This window comes from Prevotella conceptionensis 9403948 (assembly GCF_000312305.1).
GTDB classification, from domain to species: Bacteria; Bacteroidota; Bacteroidia; order Bacteroidales; family Bacteroidaceae; genus Prevotella; species Prevotella conceptionensis.
In genome coordinates this window covers 163,977-180,263 of record NZ_HE999446.1, presented here as the reverse complement: position 1 = coordinate 180,263, position 16,287 = coordinate 163,977, and the positions used below count along the sequence as shown (strand labels likewise).

The following is a 16,287-nucleotide window of genomic DNA, read 5'->3' as shown; positions in this document are numbered from 1 at the left end:
GTTAGCAACCTGTTGGCAGTTTACGGCACGGCAGTGATGTTGGGCAAGCGTCCCGAAGACATCTTGTTGGTGATGAGCGCCCTACACAGCGTTAACGGTAGGCTTGAACCGCTGCGTTCGCCCGAAGGCTACACGGTTATTGTTGACTATGCCCACACGCCCGATGCCTTGGAGAATGTGCTGAACGCCATTCACGAGGTGCTGAACGGCAAGGGAAAGGTTATCACCGTGTGTGGCGCAGGCGGCAATCGCGACAAGGGAAAGCGCCCGTTGATGGCTGTAGAGGCCGTGAAACAGAGCGACCGCGTGATAATAACCAGCGATAACCCCCGCTTTGAAGACCCACAGGCCATCATCAACGACATGCTTGCGGGGCTTAATGCGCAACAAATGAAGAAAGTTATTTCTATTGTAGACCGCCGCGAGGCTATCCGCACGGCGTGCATGATGGCGCAGAAAGGCGATGTGGTGCTAGTTGCAGGCAAGGGACACGAGGACTATCAGGAAATAAAAGGCGTTAAACACCACTTCGATGATAAGGAGGTGGTGAAGGAGAACTTTTAAAAAAGCCTCACCCCAACCCCTCTCCAAAGGGGAGAGGGGAGTAAAATGCCTTGCAAATTAAAAGCAAGAAGAGGACCAGCTACACGAGCATACGGCTTAACTCCTTAAATGCCTTGCTCATCAAAAGCAAGAAGAGGACAAGTTACACAAGGCATACGGCTTAACTCCTTAACTCCTTAACTCCCTAACTCCTTAACTCCTGAATTAACTCCTGGCATAACTCCTCATAAACTTACAACCTCATAAACTCAAAACATGTTATATTATCTCTTCCGTTTCTTAGAACAGTTTGGCATATCGGGAGCCCACATTTGGGGATATATCTCGTTCAGGGCACTGTTGGCCATGATATTGTCGTTAGTTATATCGGCATGGTTCGGCGAGAAGTTCATCAAGTACCTCAAACGAAAGCAAATAACCGAGGTGCAACGCGATGCCAGCATCGACCCCTTCGGCGTTAAGAAGATTGGCGTGCCCAGTATGGGCGGCATCATCATCATCGTTGCCATACTCGTTCCCGTGCTGTTGCTGGGTAGGTTGCGCAACATTTACCTCATATTGATGGTGATAACCACCGTGTGGTTGGGCTTTTTGGGCGGCATGGACGACTTCATTAAGATATTCCGCCACAACAAAGAGGGGCTGAAAGGTAAGTATAAGATTGTGGGACAGGTGGGTATCGGACTTATCGTGGGCCTTGTTCTGTGGTCTTCGCCCGACGTGAAGATGAACGAAAACCTGGCATTGCAACGCAAAGACAATACCGAGGTGGTGGTGAAACACCGCAGCGAGGCGCGCAAGTCGCTTAAAACCACTATCCCCTTTGTTAAGGGGCACAACCTAGACTATTCGCGCGTGATGTCGTTTATGGGCAAGTACAAAACCGCGGCAGGATGGGTTCTCTTCGTGATTATGACCATTTTCGTGGTGACGGCAGTGAGCAATGGTGCCAATCTCAACGATGGTATGGACGGCATGTGCGCCGGCAACAGTGCCATTATCGGCGTGGTGTTGGGTATTTTGGCCTACGTCAGTTCGCACTTAGAGTTCGCCGCCTACCTCAACATCATGTACATACCAGGTTCGCAAGAGCTAGTGGTGTTCTTCTGTGCCTTCATTGGCGCGCTCATTGGTTTCCTTTGGTACAACGCTTACCCGGCACAAGTGTTCATGGGTGATACGGGTTCGCTCACCATTGGCGGCATTATCGCCGTGGGAGCCATCATCATTCACAAAGAACTGCTGCTGCCCATACTCTGCGGCATCTTCTTTGTAGAGAGCTTGAGCGTGATGTTGCAGGTGTATTATTTCAAGATGGGAAAACGGCGGGGCGTAAAGCAGCGCATATTTAAGCGCACGCCCATACACGATAACTTCCGTACGCAGGACGAACAGCTAGACCCCGAATGCCGTTACGTGCTGAAAAAGCCCAGGGGAGCGGTGCACGAGTCGAAGATTACCATCCGCTTTTGGATTATAACCATCATCTTGGCGGCTCTAACCATCATCACCCTTAAAATAAGGTAGGCTAGGGGTAGGGCCTCTCCCTATATATATAATAAGGTGTCGACCCATTCGGCTAACGGCAACGAGCCGGCACCGCAACGACAAACAACAAAGGAAATAAAGCAGAAATGGACAGAATAGTGATATTAGGAGCGGCCGAAAGCGGCGTGGGAGCGGCCGTATTGGCCAAGCAAAAGGGCTTGGATGTGTTTGTCTCGGACATGGGAACCATCAAAGACAAATACAAGCAGATGCTCGACAGCCACAGCATCGAATGGGAAGAAGGGCAACACACCGAGGCGAAGATACTTAACGCCACGGAGATAGTGAAGAGTCCCGGCATCCCAAGCGAAGTGCCTATGGTGCAGAAAGCCATAGATAAGGGCATCGGCATTATCAGCGAGATAGAATTTGCAGCCCGATACACCGATGCCAAAATGGTGTGCATCACGGGAAGTAACGGCAAAACCACCACCACCTCACTCATCTATCACATCTTTAAGGCCGCAGGCTATAACGTAGGGCTGGGCGGAAACATTGGCCGTAGTTTGGCTTTGCAAGTGGCCGAGGGCGCACACGATTGGTATGTTATCGAGTTGAGCAGCTTTCAACTCGAAAACATGTACCGCTTTAAAGCGCATATCGCCGTGTTGCTCAACATCACGCCCGACCATCTGGACCGTTATAACTATCGCATGCAGGGTTATGTAGACGCTAAGATGCGCATATTGCAGAACCTTGGGCCGCAAGACTACTTCATCTATTGGGCCGACGACCCCATAGTGAAGCCCGAATTGCAAAAGTATGACGTGTCTGCACGCATCTGTCCCTTTGCAGAAAATCGCGAAACGGGCGCGGCCGCATACGTTGCGGATGGACAGATAACGCTGCCTGCACCGCTCGACTTCAATATGCCGCAAGCGCATTTAAGCTTGCCTGGCAAGCACAACCTCTATAATTCGTTGGCCGCGGCATTGGCCGCACGCGCCGCAGGCATTCCGCAAGACGTGGTTGAACAAGGTCTTAGCGATTTCCCTGGCGTGGAACACCGTATGGAACGCGTGGCCACCATGCACGGCGTAAACTACATCAACGACTCGAAAGCCACCAACGTAGACGCATGCCGTTACGCTTTGGAGGCGATGAATGCCCCAACGATACTCATTCTCGGCGGCAAAGACAAGGGCAACGACTACGAACCCATCAAGGATTTGGTGAAAGAAAAGTGCGCCGCATTGGTGTATCTTGGTGCCGACAACACCAAACTGCACCAGAACTTCGACCATTTGGGCTTGCCCGTGGCCGACACGCACAGCATGAAAGAATGTGTAGCGGCCTGCGCCAGCATGGCTAAGGCAGGTTATACCGTGCTGTTGAGTCCCTGTTGCGCTAGTTTCGACCTCTTTAAAAATATGGAAGACCGAGGCGAACAATTCAAGACATTGGTACGAAACCTCTAAACTCCACAGGCAAATGGCACTTAACAAATCGTTAGGCAACTTCTTCAAGGGCGACAAGGTGATATGGATGATATTCTTCTTCCTGTGCCTTATCAGTGCCGTAGAGGTGTTTTCGGCATCCTCTTCCCTTACGTATAAGGGCGGAAGTTATCTCGCACCCATCATTAAGCACCTTGGAATATTGTTCTTGGGTGTGGTGTTCATGGTGTTTACGGTGAACATACCCTGCCGTTATTTCAAGGTACTAACGCCCTTCTTGTCCCTCTTCTCGGTCTTAACGCTCTTGTGGGTGCTTTGGGGCGGACAAAGCACCAACGGCGCGCAGCGTTGGGTTAGTCTTTTGGGCATACAGTTTCAGCCTTCCGAAGTTGGTAAGGGAACACTCGTGCTGATTGTGGCGCAGATACTTAGTATTGCCCAAACAGAGCATGGTGCCGACCGCAAGGCCATCGGCTGGATAGGCATGGCCACCCTTTTCATCGTTGGCCCCATCTTGTTTGAAAACCTCTCTACGGCCTTGCTCATCTGCCTAGTTGTCTATATGATGATGATTTTGGGCCGTGTGCCGGTTTCGCAGTTGGGCAAAATATTGGGTGTGGTGGTGCTCTTTGCGGCCGCAGCCCTCTCATTCGTGTTGATTTTCGGCCACGCCAAGGCCACCGATGCGCCCGAACAAAGCCTAACCGAAAACGTAGAGCCGAAGAAAGAAGAGAAAGGATTCTTTGGCAGCATGTTCCATCGAGCCGACACTTGGAAGTCGCGCATCTACAAATTCATGAAGAATGAGGAAGTTCCGCCAGAGAAATTCGACCTCGACAAAGATGCCCAAGTAGGCCATGCCAACATCGCCATCGCCTCTTCCAACGTTATTGGGCAAGGTCCGGGCAACTCCGTGCAACGCGATTTCCTTTCGCAAGCCTTCTCCGACTTCATTTATGCCGTGATAATCGAAGAGATGGGCATCATCGGCGCCGTTGTCGTGGCCATGCTTTACGTGTTCTTGCTTTTCCGAACAGGCAAGATTGCCAACCGTTGCGAGAACAATTTCCCGGCTTTCCTGGCTATGGGCTTAGCCCTTTTGCTGGTTACGCAGGCCTTGTTCAACATGTGTGTGGCCGTTGGTTTGGTGCCAGTTACGGGTCAGCCGCTGCCGCTTATCAGCAAGGGCGGCACCTCCACCATCATCAATTGCGTTTTCATGGGCGCGATAATCAGCGTAAGCCGAACGGCAAAGAAAGCTGAAAAACAAACAAAAAGTGGTGTGGCAGAAAAAAAATGAGTACTTTTGCACTAAGAAACGAGCATCTTGTGCAGGCCTACCAGTAAGCGATTAAGCTGTGCAGGCTCGTCTAACGTGCAGAATAAGGGAGGGAAGACAACCAAGTGAAGACGCTACACGAGGGGGTGAACAATGGCGAAACCATACATTCTTGTATTCCCCATACCAACAAAAACAAGCAAAGAATGGAAAATAACTTGAGAATAATCATCAGCGGCGGCGGCACCGGAGGCCATATCTTCCCTGCCGTGGCCATTGCCAATGCCCTAAAAGCCAAACGGCCAGATGTGCAGATACTCTTTGTTGGCGCGTTGGGTCGTATGGAGATGCAGCGCGTTCCGGCCGCAGGCTACGAAATCAAGGGATTACCCATCTGCGGTTTCAACCGAAAGAACCTCTTAAAGAACTTCGCCGTGCTGTTTAAGATATGGAAAAGTCAGCGCATGGCCAAGCAGATTATAAAGCAATTTAAGCCAATGGCGGCAGTGGGCGTGGGCGGATATGCCAGCGGTCCCACGCTAAACCAATGTGCGGCGATGGGCATTCCCTGCCTGATACAAGAACAAAATTCGTATGCTGGCGTAACAAATAAGCTGCTTTCCAAGAAGGCACGCAAGATATGTGTGGCCTATGAGGGCATGGAACGGTTCTTTCCCAAAGACAAAATCGTGCTTACGGGAAACCCCGTGCGCCAACAACTGCTGGATAGCCAACTGACAAAAGCCGAGGCTTTAAGGGCTTTCGGGCTCGAACCCACCAAGAAAACCATCCTCATCGTGGGCGGAAGTCTGGGTGCACGCACATTGAACGAAAGTGTAATGGCACATCTCGACGAACTGCGAGACAGTGGCGTGCAGGTTATTTGGCAAACGGGTAAGAACTATTTCGAGGGCATTAAGGCCGAACTGGCCGATAAGTCGCCACTGCCGATGCTCAAACCCACCGATTTCATCGCCGACATGGGTGCCGCCTATCGTGCCGCCGACTTGGTGATTAGTCGTGCCGGAGCAAGCAGCATCTCCGAATTCTGTCTTATCGGCAAACCCGTGATACTGGTTCCAAGCCCCAATGTGGCCGAAGACCACCAAACAAAGAACGCTATGGCACTGGTTAACAGGCAGGCAGCACGCTTTGTAAGCGATGCCGAGGCCGTTCAAAAGCTTATCCCCCTGGCTTTACAAACCGTTAACGACGACCAAGCCCTGTCGCAGTTAAGTCATAACATCAAGCAGATGGCTTTGCGCAATTCTGCAGAAATCATTGCCGACGAGGTGATTGCTTTGGCAGAAGAACAAGCAGCCAAAACCCGTTGACAAAAAGACAAAGGTGCAGTGCATGGCTGCCAAACTTACAACATCATTATGGACATAAAGAAAATTAAAGCAGTATATTTCGTAGGGGCGGGCGGCATCGGCATGAGTGCCATTGCCCGTTACTTCATCAAAAAAGGTTATGTTGTGGCTGGCTATGACAAAACTCGCACACAGCTTACAAACCAATTGGAGAAGGAGGGGATGCTCTTGCACTACGAAGAAAACGTAGACGAGATACCGCAGGCATGCAAGAAAGCGCAGTCGTGCCTGGTGGTGTACACGCCTGCCATACCCGACGACCACAAGGAACTGGTGTATTTTCGCCAAAATGGGTTCGAAATACAAAAGCGCGCGCAGGTGTTGGGCACGCTAACCCGCACCCTGAAAGGGCTTTGTTTCGCCGGAACGCACGGAAAAACAACCACGTCGTGCATGTGCGCGCACATCATGCACCAAAGTCATCCCGACTGTAACGCCTTCCTTGGAGGCATATCCAAGAACTATGGCACCAATTATATATTGAGTCCCAAAAGCGAATACGTGGTTATCGAGGCCGACGAGTTCGACCGCTCCTTCCATTGGCTACGTCCGTGGATGAGCGTAATCACCTCTACCGACCCCGACCACCTCGACATCTACGGCACCAAAGCGGCCTATATGGAGAGTTTTCGCCATTACACCACCCTCATTCGCGAGGGCGGAGCACTCATCATTAAAAAAGGAGTGGAGCTGAAACCCGATGTGAAACCTGGGGTGAAGGTGTACGAATACGCGCTTGATGCAGGCGATTTCCACGCAGAGAACGTGAAGATAGACAACGGCAACATTACGTTCGATTTCGTTTCGCCAGTCGAAAACGTCAAGAATGTAACCTTGGGCCATCCCATACCCATCAACATCGAGAACGCCGTGGCCGCTATGGCTATGGCACAACTTAACGGATGCAATGCCGAAGAACTGCGTTACGGCATCAAAACCTACCACGGCGTAGACCGCCGGTTCGACTTTAAGATTAAAACGCCCCACTTGGTGTTCCTTAGCGACTATGCACACCATCCCAACGAGATACTGCAAAGCGCGCAAAGTTTACGCCAATTGTATAAGGACAGAAAGATAACGGCGGTGTTCCAGCCGCACCTCTATACGCGCACGCGCGATTTCTATAAGGAGTTTGCCAAGGCTTTAAGCCTGCTCGACGAGGTTATACTCTGCGACATCTACCCGGCACGAGAAGAACCCATCGAGGGCGTAAGCAGCAAACTGATATACGACAACCTCGATGCCGGCGTAGAAAAGAGCATGATTGCCAAAGACGACGTGCTGAAATTGGTTCAACAGCGCAACTTCGATGTGCTGGTATTCCTTGGCGCAGGCGACCTTGACAGCCTTGCGCCGCAGGTAACAAAGATATTGGAAAGTAAGGCAAAGTAAAGGCTTAACCCCCCGCCTGAGGGCATAGGTGTATGAATGTGAATTGGAAGAAAACTGTAACCATGCTGGTAGATGCGCTGCTGGCCGTCTACCTTGTGCTGGCGTTCACGGCTTTCAACAAGCCCAACGCCAAGGCCGCATTGTGCCAAAAGGTGCAGATAGACATCCAAGACGAAAACACCAACGGCTTTATCACCGCCAACGACATACGCAGTAGGCTGGATGCCAACCAGCTCTACCCGCTGAACAAGCCCATGCAGGCGGTGCAGGCAAGGAAAATAGAAGAGATGCTCAAACGCAGTCCGTTTGTGAAAACGGTGGACTGTTACAAAACGCAAGACGGATGTGTCAGCATAAGCATCACCCAACGGATGCCCATCGTGCGCATTAAGGCCGCCAATGGCGAGGACTATTACCTCGACGACAACAACCAGGTGATGCCCAATTCGCATTATTCGGCCGACCTCATCATCGCCACGGGGCACATATCTAAGGCTTTCGCGCAAAACTACATCGCGCCGCTCGCCAAACTGTTCATGGATAACGAGCTGTGGGAAAACCAAGTGGAGCAAATCAACATACTGCCCGACAAAGGTGTGGAACTCGTGCCGCGAGTTGGTCAGCATGTCGTGTTCATTGGTTATCTGCCGCAGGCCAGTTCGCTTAAAGAACGCAACGAAAAGATAGCCGACTTCGTAGAGAAAAAGCTCCTTCGGCTAGAAAAATTTTATAAGTATGGGCTCTCGCAGGTTGGATGGAACAAGTACAGCTACATCAACTTAGAGTTCGACAACCAGATTATCTGCAAAAAGAAGAAAGAAAACAAGAACAACCCCGAATAAGCATAGTGTTATGGCAAAGGATTTTATCGTGGCTATCGAGATCGGTTCGTCTAAGATTACCGGTATCGCAGGAAGAAAGAACACTGATGGAAGCATCTCCATCTTGGCTGTGGCCAAAGAGACGCCCACTTCGTGCGTTAAAAAAGGCGTGGTGTACAACCTCGACCGCACCGTGCAGTGTCTCAACAGCATTGTGTCCAAACTCAAAACCACCCTCAAAACCGAGATAGCCTACGCCTATGTGGGCGTTGGTGGGCAGTCTACGCGGAGCATTGAGAACGTCATCACCAGAGAATTGCCTAACGATACCATCGTGTCGCAAGACATGGTAGACTCGCTGATGGACGCTAACCGCAGCATGGACTATCCCGATGCCGACATCATTGAGGCCATAACCCTCGAATATAAGCTTGGGCAACAATATCAAATCGACCCAGTTGGCGTGCCATGCACCCACTTGGAGGGGCACTTCTTAAACATTCTTTGGCGCAACAGCAACTATCGAAACCTCAAAAAATGTTTCTCTAACGCCGGCATCGCCATTGCCGATGTGTTTATTTCGCCACTAGCCTTGGCCGACAGCGTGCTGACCGACTCGGAGAAACGAAGTGGATGTGTGCTGGTAGACCTTGGTGCGCAAACCACTACCATTGCCGTTTATAGTAAAAGCCTTCTTCGCCATTTGGCCGTAATCCCCTTGGGTGGGGCAAACATCACCAAAGACATCGCCTCTTTGCAAATTGAAGAAGAGCATGCCGAACGGCTAAAGCTCACCTACGGCGCCGCATACACCAATCCCGAAGAAGACAATACGGGGCTAACTTACGCCATCGACAGCGACCGCTCTATCCAAAGCGACACCTTCATGAACGTGGTTGAGGCTAGAATCGAGGAGATAATCGCCAATGTTAGATACCAAATTCCAGAGAAGTACGAAGGTAAACTGCTTGGCGGACTAATTCTTACGGGCGGCGGGGCGCAGTTGAAGAACATCGAGGAGGCTTTCCAACGCAAGACTAACTTCAACAAGATACGCTTTGCCAAGACGGTGAGGTTCGATTTGCATTCAAAACATCCTGAAATCACTGCGCAAGACGGCACGATGAACACCGTTCTCGGTCTTCTTGCAAAGGGTAATCTCAATTGCGCAGGTCGGGAAATTTCTAACAATCTCTTCCCCGATGCCGAAACGGAACGCCCTGCAACGCTACCGTCAGAAGGCGAACACATGCCAAATGCCACCGACAACAGAGCCCAACAGGAACAGGCAAACAATAAGTCTAAATTCGAAACAAAGGAGAAAAAGGAGGATAAGGTCGAGAAGAAACAGGCCAATAACGAGCCAGAGGAAGAGAAAGGACCAACCAAGTTCAAACAGTGGAAAGAAAAACTTAGTGGTTTCATTAGGCAAATGGCCGAGGAGGAATAAAAGATAAGAGGAGTAAAAGATAAGAGGTTGTAAAGCGCTAAGCCGCGTGCTTGGGCTTGGTTAGTAAGTTTAAAATAGCTAAGCTAGAAAGCCTAGGATAACTAGCAACCCTAGAACAACTAGGTACCCTAGAATAGCTAGAAAGCCTAGAATAGCTAGAAAGCCTAGAATAGCTAGAAAGCCCTAGGATAACTAGATAACCTAGAAATCCTAGAACAACTAAAAGCCAAGCGTGCATCAGGCGCAGCCATCTTTTCGCCCTTTCTAGTTACAAGTTAACGAGTTTACAAGTTTACAAGTTGGTGGGCGTTAGCCATTTTTTCACCTTTTCACCTTTTCACTCTTTCACCTTTAAAAGCCCTTTCACAGGTCAATTAAAAAAGAACAACGCTATGTCAGAGAAGAATATTAACAAAGGAATTGTGAACTTCGTAGACGAAGAGCACGGGGATAGCATCATTAAAGTTGTTGGTGTTGGCGGCGGTGGCGGCAATGCCGTTAACCACATGTTCAAAGAAGGAATACACAAAGTGTCGTTCGTTCTGTGCAACACCGACAAGCAAGCTTTGGACGATTCGCCTGTGCCCGTACACCTGCAATTGGGTAAAGAAGGACTTGGAGCAGGAAACCGACCGCTCAAAGCCAAGGCTGCCGCCGAAGAAAGCATCGAAGACATCAAAGCGATGTTCAGCGATGGCACCAAGATGGCCTTCATTACAGCAGGAATGGGCGGCGGAACAGGTACGGGAGCCGCACCTGTAATCGCTCGTGTTTCCAAAGAAATGGGCATCCTCACCGTGGGTATCGTTACCATTCCTTTCCGTTTCGAAGGTCTAAGAAAGATAGACCAAGCCTTGGATGGCGTAGAAGAAATGGCCAAACACGTAGACGCTTTGCTCGTTATCAACAACGAACGCCTGCGCCAGGTTTACCCCGAACTGTCCCTAATCGAGGCTTTCAAGCGCGCCGACGACACACTAAGCGTTGCCGCAAAGAGCATTGCCGAGATAATAACCTACCACGGCTTTATGAATCTCGACTTCAACGACGTGAAGATGGTGTTAGAAGACGGTGGCGTGGCCATCATGAGTTCGGGTTATGGCGAAGGCGAAAACCGCGTTCAGCAGGCCATACACGATGCCCTTAACTCGCCTTTGCTCAACGATAACGATGTGTTCAACTCTAAGAAACTACTACTCAACATCTCGTTTAGCGAGAAGAACAACCAAGGTTCTAACCTCATGATGGAAGAGATTAACGATGTAGACGAGTTCATGGCCAAGTTCGGCCCCGACTTCGTCTTCAAGTGGGGCGTTACCTTCGACGAGAGCCTTGGCGACAAGGTGAAAGTTACCGTACTTGCCACGGGCTTTGGCGTGGAGAACATCACCACCACACCCGAAAGAACGGCCCGTAAGTCGATTGAAGACATCGAGGATGCCGCACGCAAAGCCCAAGAACGATTGGATAGAACCAAGCGCATCGACTCGTATTATGGTACCGATATGCCTGGCGGCCGCGCCAAAAGGCATACCAATATCTACCTCTTCCGCCCAGACGACCTCGACAATGAAGACATTATTTTCGCCGTCGACGAGTCGCCAACCTATGCCCGCTCCCAACAAAAGCTTGAAGAGATACGTGGTTATAGCTCTACCATGCTGAAGAAAGAACAAGACGAGGTGGAGCCGCCAACAACTATGCAGGGAACCATTAGCTTTGCATAGTAGGCTTTTCTGGGAAGTATGGGGCTATCTGCCCCTTCCGTTTCACCCATTGCATCAACCCAATTAAGATTAAAATTTATGGCTCAATTATTCGAACAGATAAGCAACGACATTAAGGAGGCGATGAGAGCGCGCGACAAGGTGCGCCTTGACACCCTTCGCAACATTAAGAAAGTGTTTCTAGAGGCCAAGACGGCACCAGGCGCAAACGACATTCTTGAAGACGCCGACGCCCTGAAAATACTTCAAAAGCTAGCTAAACAGGGTAAAGAATCTGCTGCAACTTTCGTTCAACAGGCTCGCCAAGACCTTGCCGATGCCGAATTGGCACAAGTAAAGGTTATTGAAGAATACCTACCTGCCGCTCTGTCGGAGGCCGAAATAGAGGCGAAGGTGAAAGAAATCATCGCACAAACGGGTGCTGCCACAATGAAAGATATGGGCCGCGTGATGGGCATGGCTAGCAAACAAATGGCTGGCTTGGCCGATGGCGGCACCATCTCGGCCATCGTTAAGCGACTGCTGGCCTAACCTGCCTGTTGCGTTTAGGCTTGCTTAAACCTGAAAAAAATAAAAGGTAGAAAGGCTAGAAAACTGCTGATGCCACCTTTCTCCTAGCGAACCTTGTATTTTTGTCGCCCATTGCCGAACTGACGAGTAAGCCAGTTTGCCAATGGGCGAGTTTATTAATTCATACGTCAGTTCGGTATAAGCAATCCTCTCCCTTCCCCTTTTTAATTTATCACATAAATAGTTTTAAGAAGATATGGAACCAATTATCAATGCACACGCACCAGAGTTTACCGTTCAGGCTTTTCAGGACGGACAGTTTAAGACCGTTTCTAACAAGGATATCGAGGGCAAATGGGCGCTCTTCTTCTTTTATCCAGCTGACTTCACTTTCGTATGTCCTACAGAGTTGGAGGATTTGGCTGACAAGTATGAGCAGCTCAAGGGTCTTGGTGTAGAGGTATTCTCAGTAAGTACTGATACTCACTTCGTACACAAGGCATGGCACGATGCTTCTGAGACAATCAGAAAGATTAAGTACTCAATGCTTGCTGACCCAACAGGCGTATTGAGCCGTGGCTTCGGTGTATACAAAGAGGACGAAGGTCTGGCTTACCGCGGTACATTCCTCGTAAACCCAGAAGGTCTCGTTAAGATTGCTGAAATCCAAGACAACAGCATCGGTCGTAACGCTGATGAGTTGGTACGTAAGGTTGAGGCTGCTTTGTTTGTTGCTTCTCACGAGGGTGAGGTTTGCCCAGCTAAGTGGAAGAAGGGTGGTGAGACATTGAAGCCAAGCATCGACCTCGTAGGTAAGCTCTAAGACTTAGTTTCTGTAATAACAGACATAAAAGTGTCATAGAAGTTATGGTGGAGAGATGAGTCTCGGACTTTATCTCTCCACTTTTTTATTAATAAGGAGAGAAATATACAAACCCATGTTAGATTCAAATATACTCGAACAGGTGAAAGGCGTCTTTGCTTCGCTCTCATCTGATATAACACTTAGCGTAACCCGCAACAGCAATGACGAAAACTCAGCAGAGTTCTCTTCCTTCCTCGAGGATTTCGCCTCTACTTCTGACAAGATTAAGACAGTTTATAAGGAAGGAGAACAGTTCTCGTTTAGTATCCTTCGCAATGGTGAAGAAACTGGTATCAGCTTCCGTGGCATACCAAACGGACACGAGTTTACCTCGTTGCTCCTCGCTGTCCTCAATACTGACGGACAGGGCAAGAACCTCCCTGACGAGGCGATTGCTGCACGTATCAAGTCATTGAAGGGTGAAATCCGCCTTCAGACTTACGTATCTCTCACCTGTACAAACTGTCCTGACGTTGTTCAGGCACTCAACGTAATGGCGCTTATCAACCCAAATATTAGCAATGAGATGGTTGATGGTGGTCTTTGTCAGGATGAAATACAACGTTTGAACATACAAGGCGTACCTTCTGTGTACGTTAATGGAGAGCCATTGCATACAGGTCGTGGCGATCTCGGTATCCTTTTGCAGGAATTAGAGGACAAGGTAGGCACCGATCACGATGAGAATGCTGTGCAGACAGTACGTGAATATGATGTTATCGTACTCGGTGGTGGTCCTGCTGGAGCATCTTCTGCTATCTACTCTGCCCGCAAAGGCTTGCGCGTAGCTATCGTTGCTGAGCGTATCGGAGGACAGGTAAACGATACAACAGGCATCGAAAATCTTATTTCTGTCACAAAGACAACGGGTACACAGCTTGCTGCTGACCTCCGTACCCATATCAATGATTGTTCAATCGACGTATTCGACAATCGTAAGGTGGTTTCTACCAACCTGAAAGAGGCTGTGAAGACTGTTTCTGTTCGTGGTGGAGAAACCTTCACCGCACCTGCAGTCGTGATTGCAACTGGTGCAAGCTGGCGCCGTCTTGGTCTGCCAGATGAGGAGAAATACATCGGTCATGGTGAGCATTTCTGCCCTCATTGCGACGGTCCTTTCTACAAAGGTAAGGATGTAGCAGTCATCGGTGGTGGTAACTCTGGTATCGAAGCAGCCATTGACTTGGCTGGTATCTGCCGCCACGTAACTGTTCTTGAGTTCGCTGATGCTATGCGTGCCGATGAGGTTCTACAGCAGAAAGTAGCCAGTCTGCCTAATGTTGAGGTGTTCCTTTCTACTCAGACAACTGCCCTCTTGGGTGATGGTCAGAAGCTATCGGGTATCAGAGTGAAGGACCGCATCAATGATGAGGAGCGCGAAATTGCCTTAGATGGTGTCTTTGTTCAGATTGGCTTGTCGCCAAACAGCGATGCTTTCAAGGATCAAGTAGAGGTTACTCCTCGCAATGAAATTATCGTTGATGCAACCAACCGTACAAGTCTGAGTGGCGTATATGCTGCTGGTGACGTTACAACGGTACCTTACAAACAGATTACAATCGCTATGGGAGAAGGTGCTAAGGCTGCCCTTTCAGCCTTTGACGACCGTATCCGTGGAGTGATTATAGGATAACCTTGCAAACCATAGTACCTGAGTGTATATCTGTCCGATGCGGTAAGTGTGAGCTGACTTCACCTGCCCGTCGGACTTTTTTGTGTTTTGTTACCAGTGCTGTCCGGTAAACTTTCCCCTGTAAGTCAGCCGGCAGTGTCTTGCTATATAATGGTAGTGACAGGCATGGACAGGCCTTTCCTGCAGGTGTGTTGATGCCTGCCACCCGTGGAGTTGTTTGTAAACACCAGTCGTGCTGATGCCCCGCTCCATGCAATCTGTTACTGGGACGGGAGCAAAACGCAGCCGGCGAAGAGCTGTACCGGCAGGACTTGTCTGCCCAGAGGGACTTGTTCTTCCGGAAACAATGTCGACTTGTCTGTTTAAAAGAGATTACGCATAGAAAATGATGTCGCTTATGTCTTATCGGCCGGCATTGGCTTTTTATGTGGGGAAGTCCGTGTAATCATCCTTGTCTGTTCAGGAATGCAGACAGAAAAGGTGCATCAGAATGCCTGCTGGCAGCTATTCTGATACACCTGATAAAGGTCTTGGAAATGAAAGTCTTATTCAATGATCTTGAATACAGCGGCTGATATGGCTTTCAGGTTGATGACATCACCTTTGCCGCCTGTCTTGTAAGTTGCTTCTCCCGTCATGCATAGCGGCCTGGCTTTTCCAAGGTGGGGTATCCTTGCTGAAACCTTTCTGGCACTCGGATTGATGGCAACGACTACGGTTTCTCCGCCGGCCGTACGTTTGTAGACCATGGGGTAGGGCTGGCTTTCCTTGCTGACAAGTTCCCATTCTCCGTTTCCATGCAATGCCGAGTGGGCATGGCGCAGGCGGACCAGTTCACGGGTGAAGTTCAGCAGGGAATTGGGGTCTTTCTCCTGTGCCTCCACCGTCAGCTTTCCGTCTTCCGTATCCACAGGGAAATATAGTTGGGCAGGCTCGCAGGTAGAGAATCCGGCGGTAGGACCGGCAGTCCACTGCATAGGAGTACGTGTCCCGGCACGTTCGTTGCTACCCTCTTTGGTAGGAAGATTCATCTGGTATTTCATGCCGATTTCGTCACCGTAATAGATAAACGGTACACCCGGCATGGTCAGGAAGAAGGTCATGGCCACCTTCAGCTGGTCCATCGTGTTACGCATGCCGATGTTCGGACGCTGGAAATCGTGGTTGGCCGTCGGAATGGCGATGTAGCCGAGTTGCTTTGTGCGGTTGAAGGCTGCCGTGAAGTTGTCGACAAACTCCTTCACCTCTCCTTTTCCTGCCTTGTCAAAGTAGCAGAACTTGTACTCTTTGGAGATGTCCTGCCCCTCCCACGGCCGGCCGTTCGGTGTGTTTCGGTCGAAGAAGAGAGAGGGATAACCCTTGATGCCGAAGTGGATCATGAAGTCGATGTTGAAGCCGGCAGGGATGGCGACGGCCGGGTCGCTCCACTCGGATATCAGTACGCATTGGGGATAATGCCTGTCCTTCCATGCCCTCATCTCGTTCCACAGCTTTGACACCTCTTTCTTCCCCGGGTCGTTCTTGACGAGCGAAGAGGCCATATCCACACGGAAGCCGTCGATGCCCTTGTCAAACCAGAAGGCCATGATGTTCTTCATCTCCCGGCGTACGGCCTGCGGTCCGGGTGCCGTCACAGGCTGCTCCCAGGGATGAGAGGGGTCGGGATGGGCAAAGCCGTAGTTCAGGGCAGGCTGGCATTCAAAGAAGTTCTTCTCATAGTATTTGCCG

The 16,287-nt window shown here is 50.1% G+C and carries 13 protein-coding genes; 12 read left to right on the top strand and 1 reads right to left on the bottom strand.

What is annotated here, in order from left to right; translation table 11 throughout:
* The 12 genes from BN93_RS06965 to ahpF all read left to right on the top strand — a co-directional run.
* A partial coding sequence (locus tag BN93_RS06965) for a Mur ligase family protein (protein WP_044260055.1) occupies positions 1-564 on the top strand: 564 nt, incomplete at its 5' end.
* Positions 565-819: 255 nt separating this feature from the next.
* Complete coding sequence (locus tag BN93_RS06960; protein WP_019187622.1) at positions 820-2,091, top strand: phospho-N-acetylmuramoyl-pentapeptide-transferase; 1,272 nt, start codon at positions 820-822, stop codon at positions 2,089-2,091.
* Positions 2,092-2,198: 107 nt separating this feature from the next.
* Positions 2,199-3,530 (top strand): UDP-N-acetylmuramoyl-L-alanine--D-glutamate ligase, encoded by a 1,332-nt coding sequence (gene murD, locus BN93_RS06955; RefSeq protein WP_019187621.1) that lies wholly within the window; start codon positions 2,199-2,201, stop codon positions 3,528-3,530.
* Positions 3,531-3,543: 13 nt separating this feature from the next.
* Positions 3,544-4,809, top strand: a complete 1,266-nt coding sequence (locus BN93_RS06950) for an FtsW/RodA/SpoVE family cell cycle protein (RefSeq protein WP_019187620.1) — start codon at positions 3,544-3,546, stop codon at positions 4,807-4,809.
* A gap of 185 nt (positions 4,810-4,994) precedes the next feature.
* On the top strand, positions 4,995-6,122 hold the full coding sequence (gene murG / locus BN93_RS06945; RefSeq protein WP_019187619.1) for an undecaprenyldiphospho-muramoylpentapeptide beta-N-acetylglucosaminyltransferase: 1,128 nt from the start codon (positions 4,995-4,997) through the stop codon (positions 6,120-6,122).
* Positions 6,123-6,170: 48 nt separating this feature from the next.
* Positions 6,171-7,553 (top strand): UDP-N-acetylmuramate--L-alanine ligase, encoded by a 1,383-nt coding sequence (gene murC, locus BN93_RS06940; protein ID WP_019187618.1) that lies wholly within the window; start codon positions 6,171-6,173, stop codon positions 7,551-7,553.
* Positions 7,554-7,585: 32 nt separating this feature from the next.
* On the top strand, positions 7,586-8,395 hold the full coding sequence (locus tag BN93_RS06935) for a cell division protein FtsQ/DivIB (protein WP_019187617.1): 810 nt from the start codon (positions 7,586-7,588) through the stop codon (positions 8,393-8,395).
* A gap of 10 nt (positions 8,396-8,405) precedes the next feature.
* Positions 8,406-9,824, top strand: a complete 1,419-nt coding sequence (ftsA, locus tag BN93_RS06930) for a cell division protein FtsA (protein ID WP_019187616.1) — start codon at positions 8,406-8,408, stop codon at positions 9,822-9,824.
* Positions 9,825-10,216: 392 nt separating this feature from the next.
* Positions 10,217-11,551 carry a cell division protein FtsZ gene (gene ftsZ / locus BN93_RS06925; protein ID WP_044260157.1) on the top strand — a complete coding sequence of 445 codons (1,335 nt, stop codon included), beginning with the start codon at positions 10,217-10,219 and terminating at the stop codon, positions 11,549-11,551.
* A 78-nt stretch (positions 11,552-11,629) separates the two neighbouring features.
* The gene (locus tag BN93_RS06920; RefSeq protein ID WP_019187614.1) at positions 11,630-12,082 is read left to right on the top strand and encodes a GatB/YqeY domain-containing protein; all 453 of its coding nucleotides are present in this window, start codon (positions 11,630-11,632) and stop codon (positions 12,080-12,082) included.
* Between the two features lie 235 nt (positions 12,083-12,317).
* On the top strand, positions 12,318-12,884 hold the full coding sequence (gene ahpC / locus BN93_RS06915; protein ID WP_019187613.1) for an alkyl hydroperoxide reductase subunit C: 567 nt from the start codon (positions 12,318-12,320) through the stop codon (positions 12,882-12,884).
* Between the two features lie 115 nt (positions 12,885-12,999).
* The gene (gene ahpF, locus BN93_RS06910; RefSeq protein WP_019187612.1) at positions 13,000-14,559 is read left to right on the top strand and encodes an alkyl hydroperoxide reductase subunit F; all 1,560 of its coding nucleotides are present in this window, start codon (positions 13,000-13,002) and stop codon (positions 14,557-14,559) included.
* Positions 14,560-15,104: 545 nt separating this feature from the next.
* On the opposite strand, the gene BN93_RS06905 is transcribed toward ahpF, so the two are convergent.
* Positions 15,105-16,287, bottom strand: a 1,183-nt coding sequence (locus BN93_RS06905; RefSeq protein WP_044260054.1) for an alpha-amylase family glycosyl hydrolase, incomplete at its 5' end; no start/stop codon positions are given.

Bases quoted from the DNA above. Each gene is read 5' to 3' on its own strand.
- murC (WP_019187618.1), top strand. From the start codon at position 6,171: ATGGACATAAAGAAAATTAAAGCAGTATATTTCGTAGGGGCGGGCGGC.
- BN93_RS06935 (WP_019187617.1), top strand. From the start codon at position 7,586: ATGAATGTGAATTGGAAGAAAACTGTAACCATGCTGGTAGATGCGCTG.
- ahpC (WP_019187613.1), top strand. From the start codon at position 12,318: ATGGAACCAATTATCAATGCACACGCACCAGAGTTTACCGTTCAGGCT.
- ftsZ (WP_044260157.1), top strand. From the start codon at position 10,217: ATGTCAGAGAAGAATATTAACAAAGGAATTGTGAACTTCGTAGACGAA.
- murG (WP_019187619.1), top strand. From the start codon at position 4,995: ATGGAAAATAACTTGAGAATAATCATCAGCGGCGGCGGCACCGGAGGC.
- murD (WP_019187621.1), top strand. From the start codon at position 2,199: ATGGACAGAATAGTGATATTAGGAGCGGCCGAAAGCGGCGTGGGAGCG.
- BN93_RS06920 (WP_019187614.1), top strand. From the start codon at position 11,630: ATGGCTCAATTATTCGAACAGATAAGCAACGACATTAAGGAGGCGATG.
- BN93_RS06960 (WP_019187622.1), top strand. From the start codon at position 820: ATGTTATATTATCTCTTCCGTTTCTTAGAACAGTTTGGCATATCGGGA.
- BN93_RS06950 (WP_019187620.1), top strand. From the start codon at position 3,544: ATGGCACTTAACAAATCGTTAGGCAACTTCTTCAAGGGCGACAAGGTG.
- ftsA (WP_019187616.1), top strand. From the start codon at position 8,406: ATGGCAAAGGATTTTATCGTGGCTATCGAGATCGGTTCGTCTAAGATT.
- ahpF (WP_019187612.1), top strand. From the start codon at position 13,000: ATGTTAGATTCAAATATACTCGAACAGGTGAAAGGCGTCTTTGCTTCG.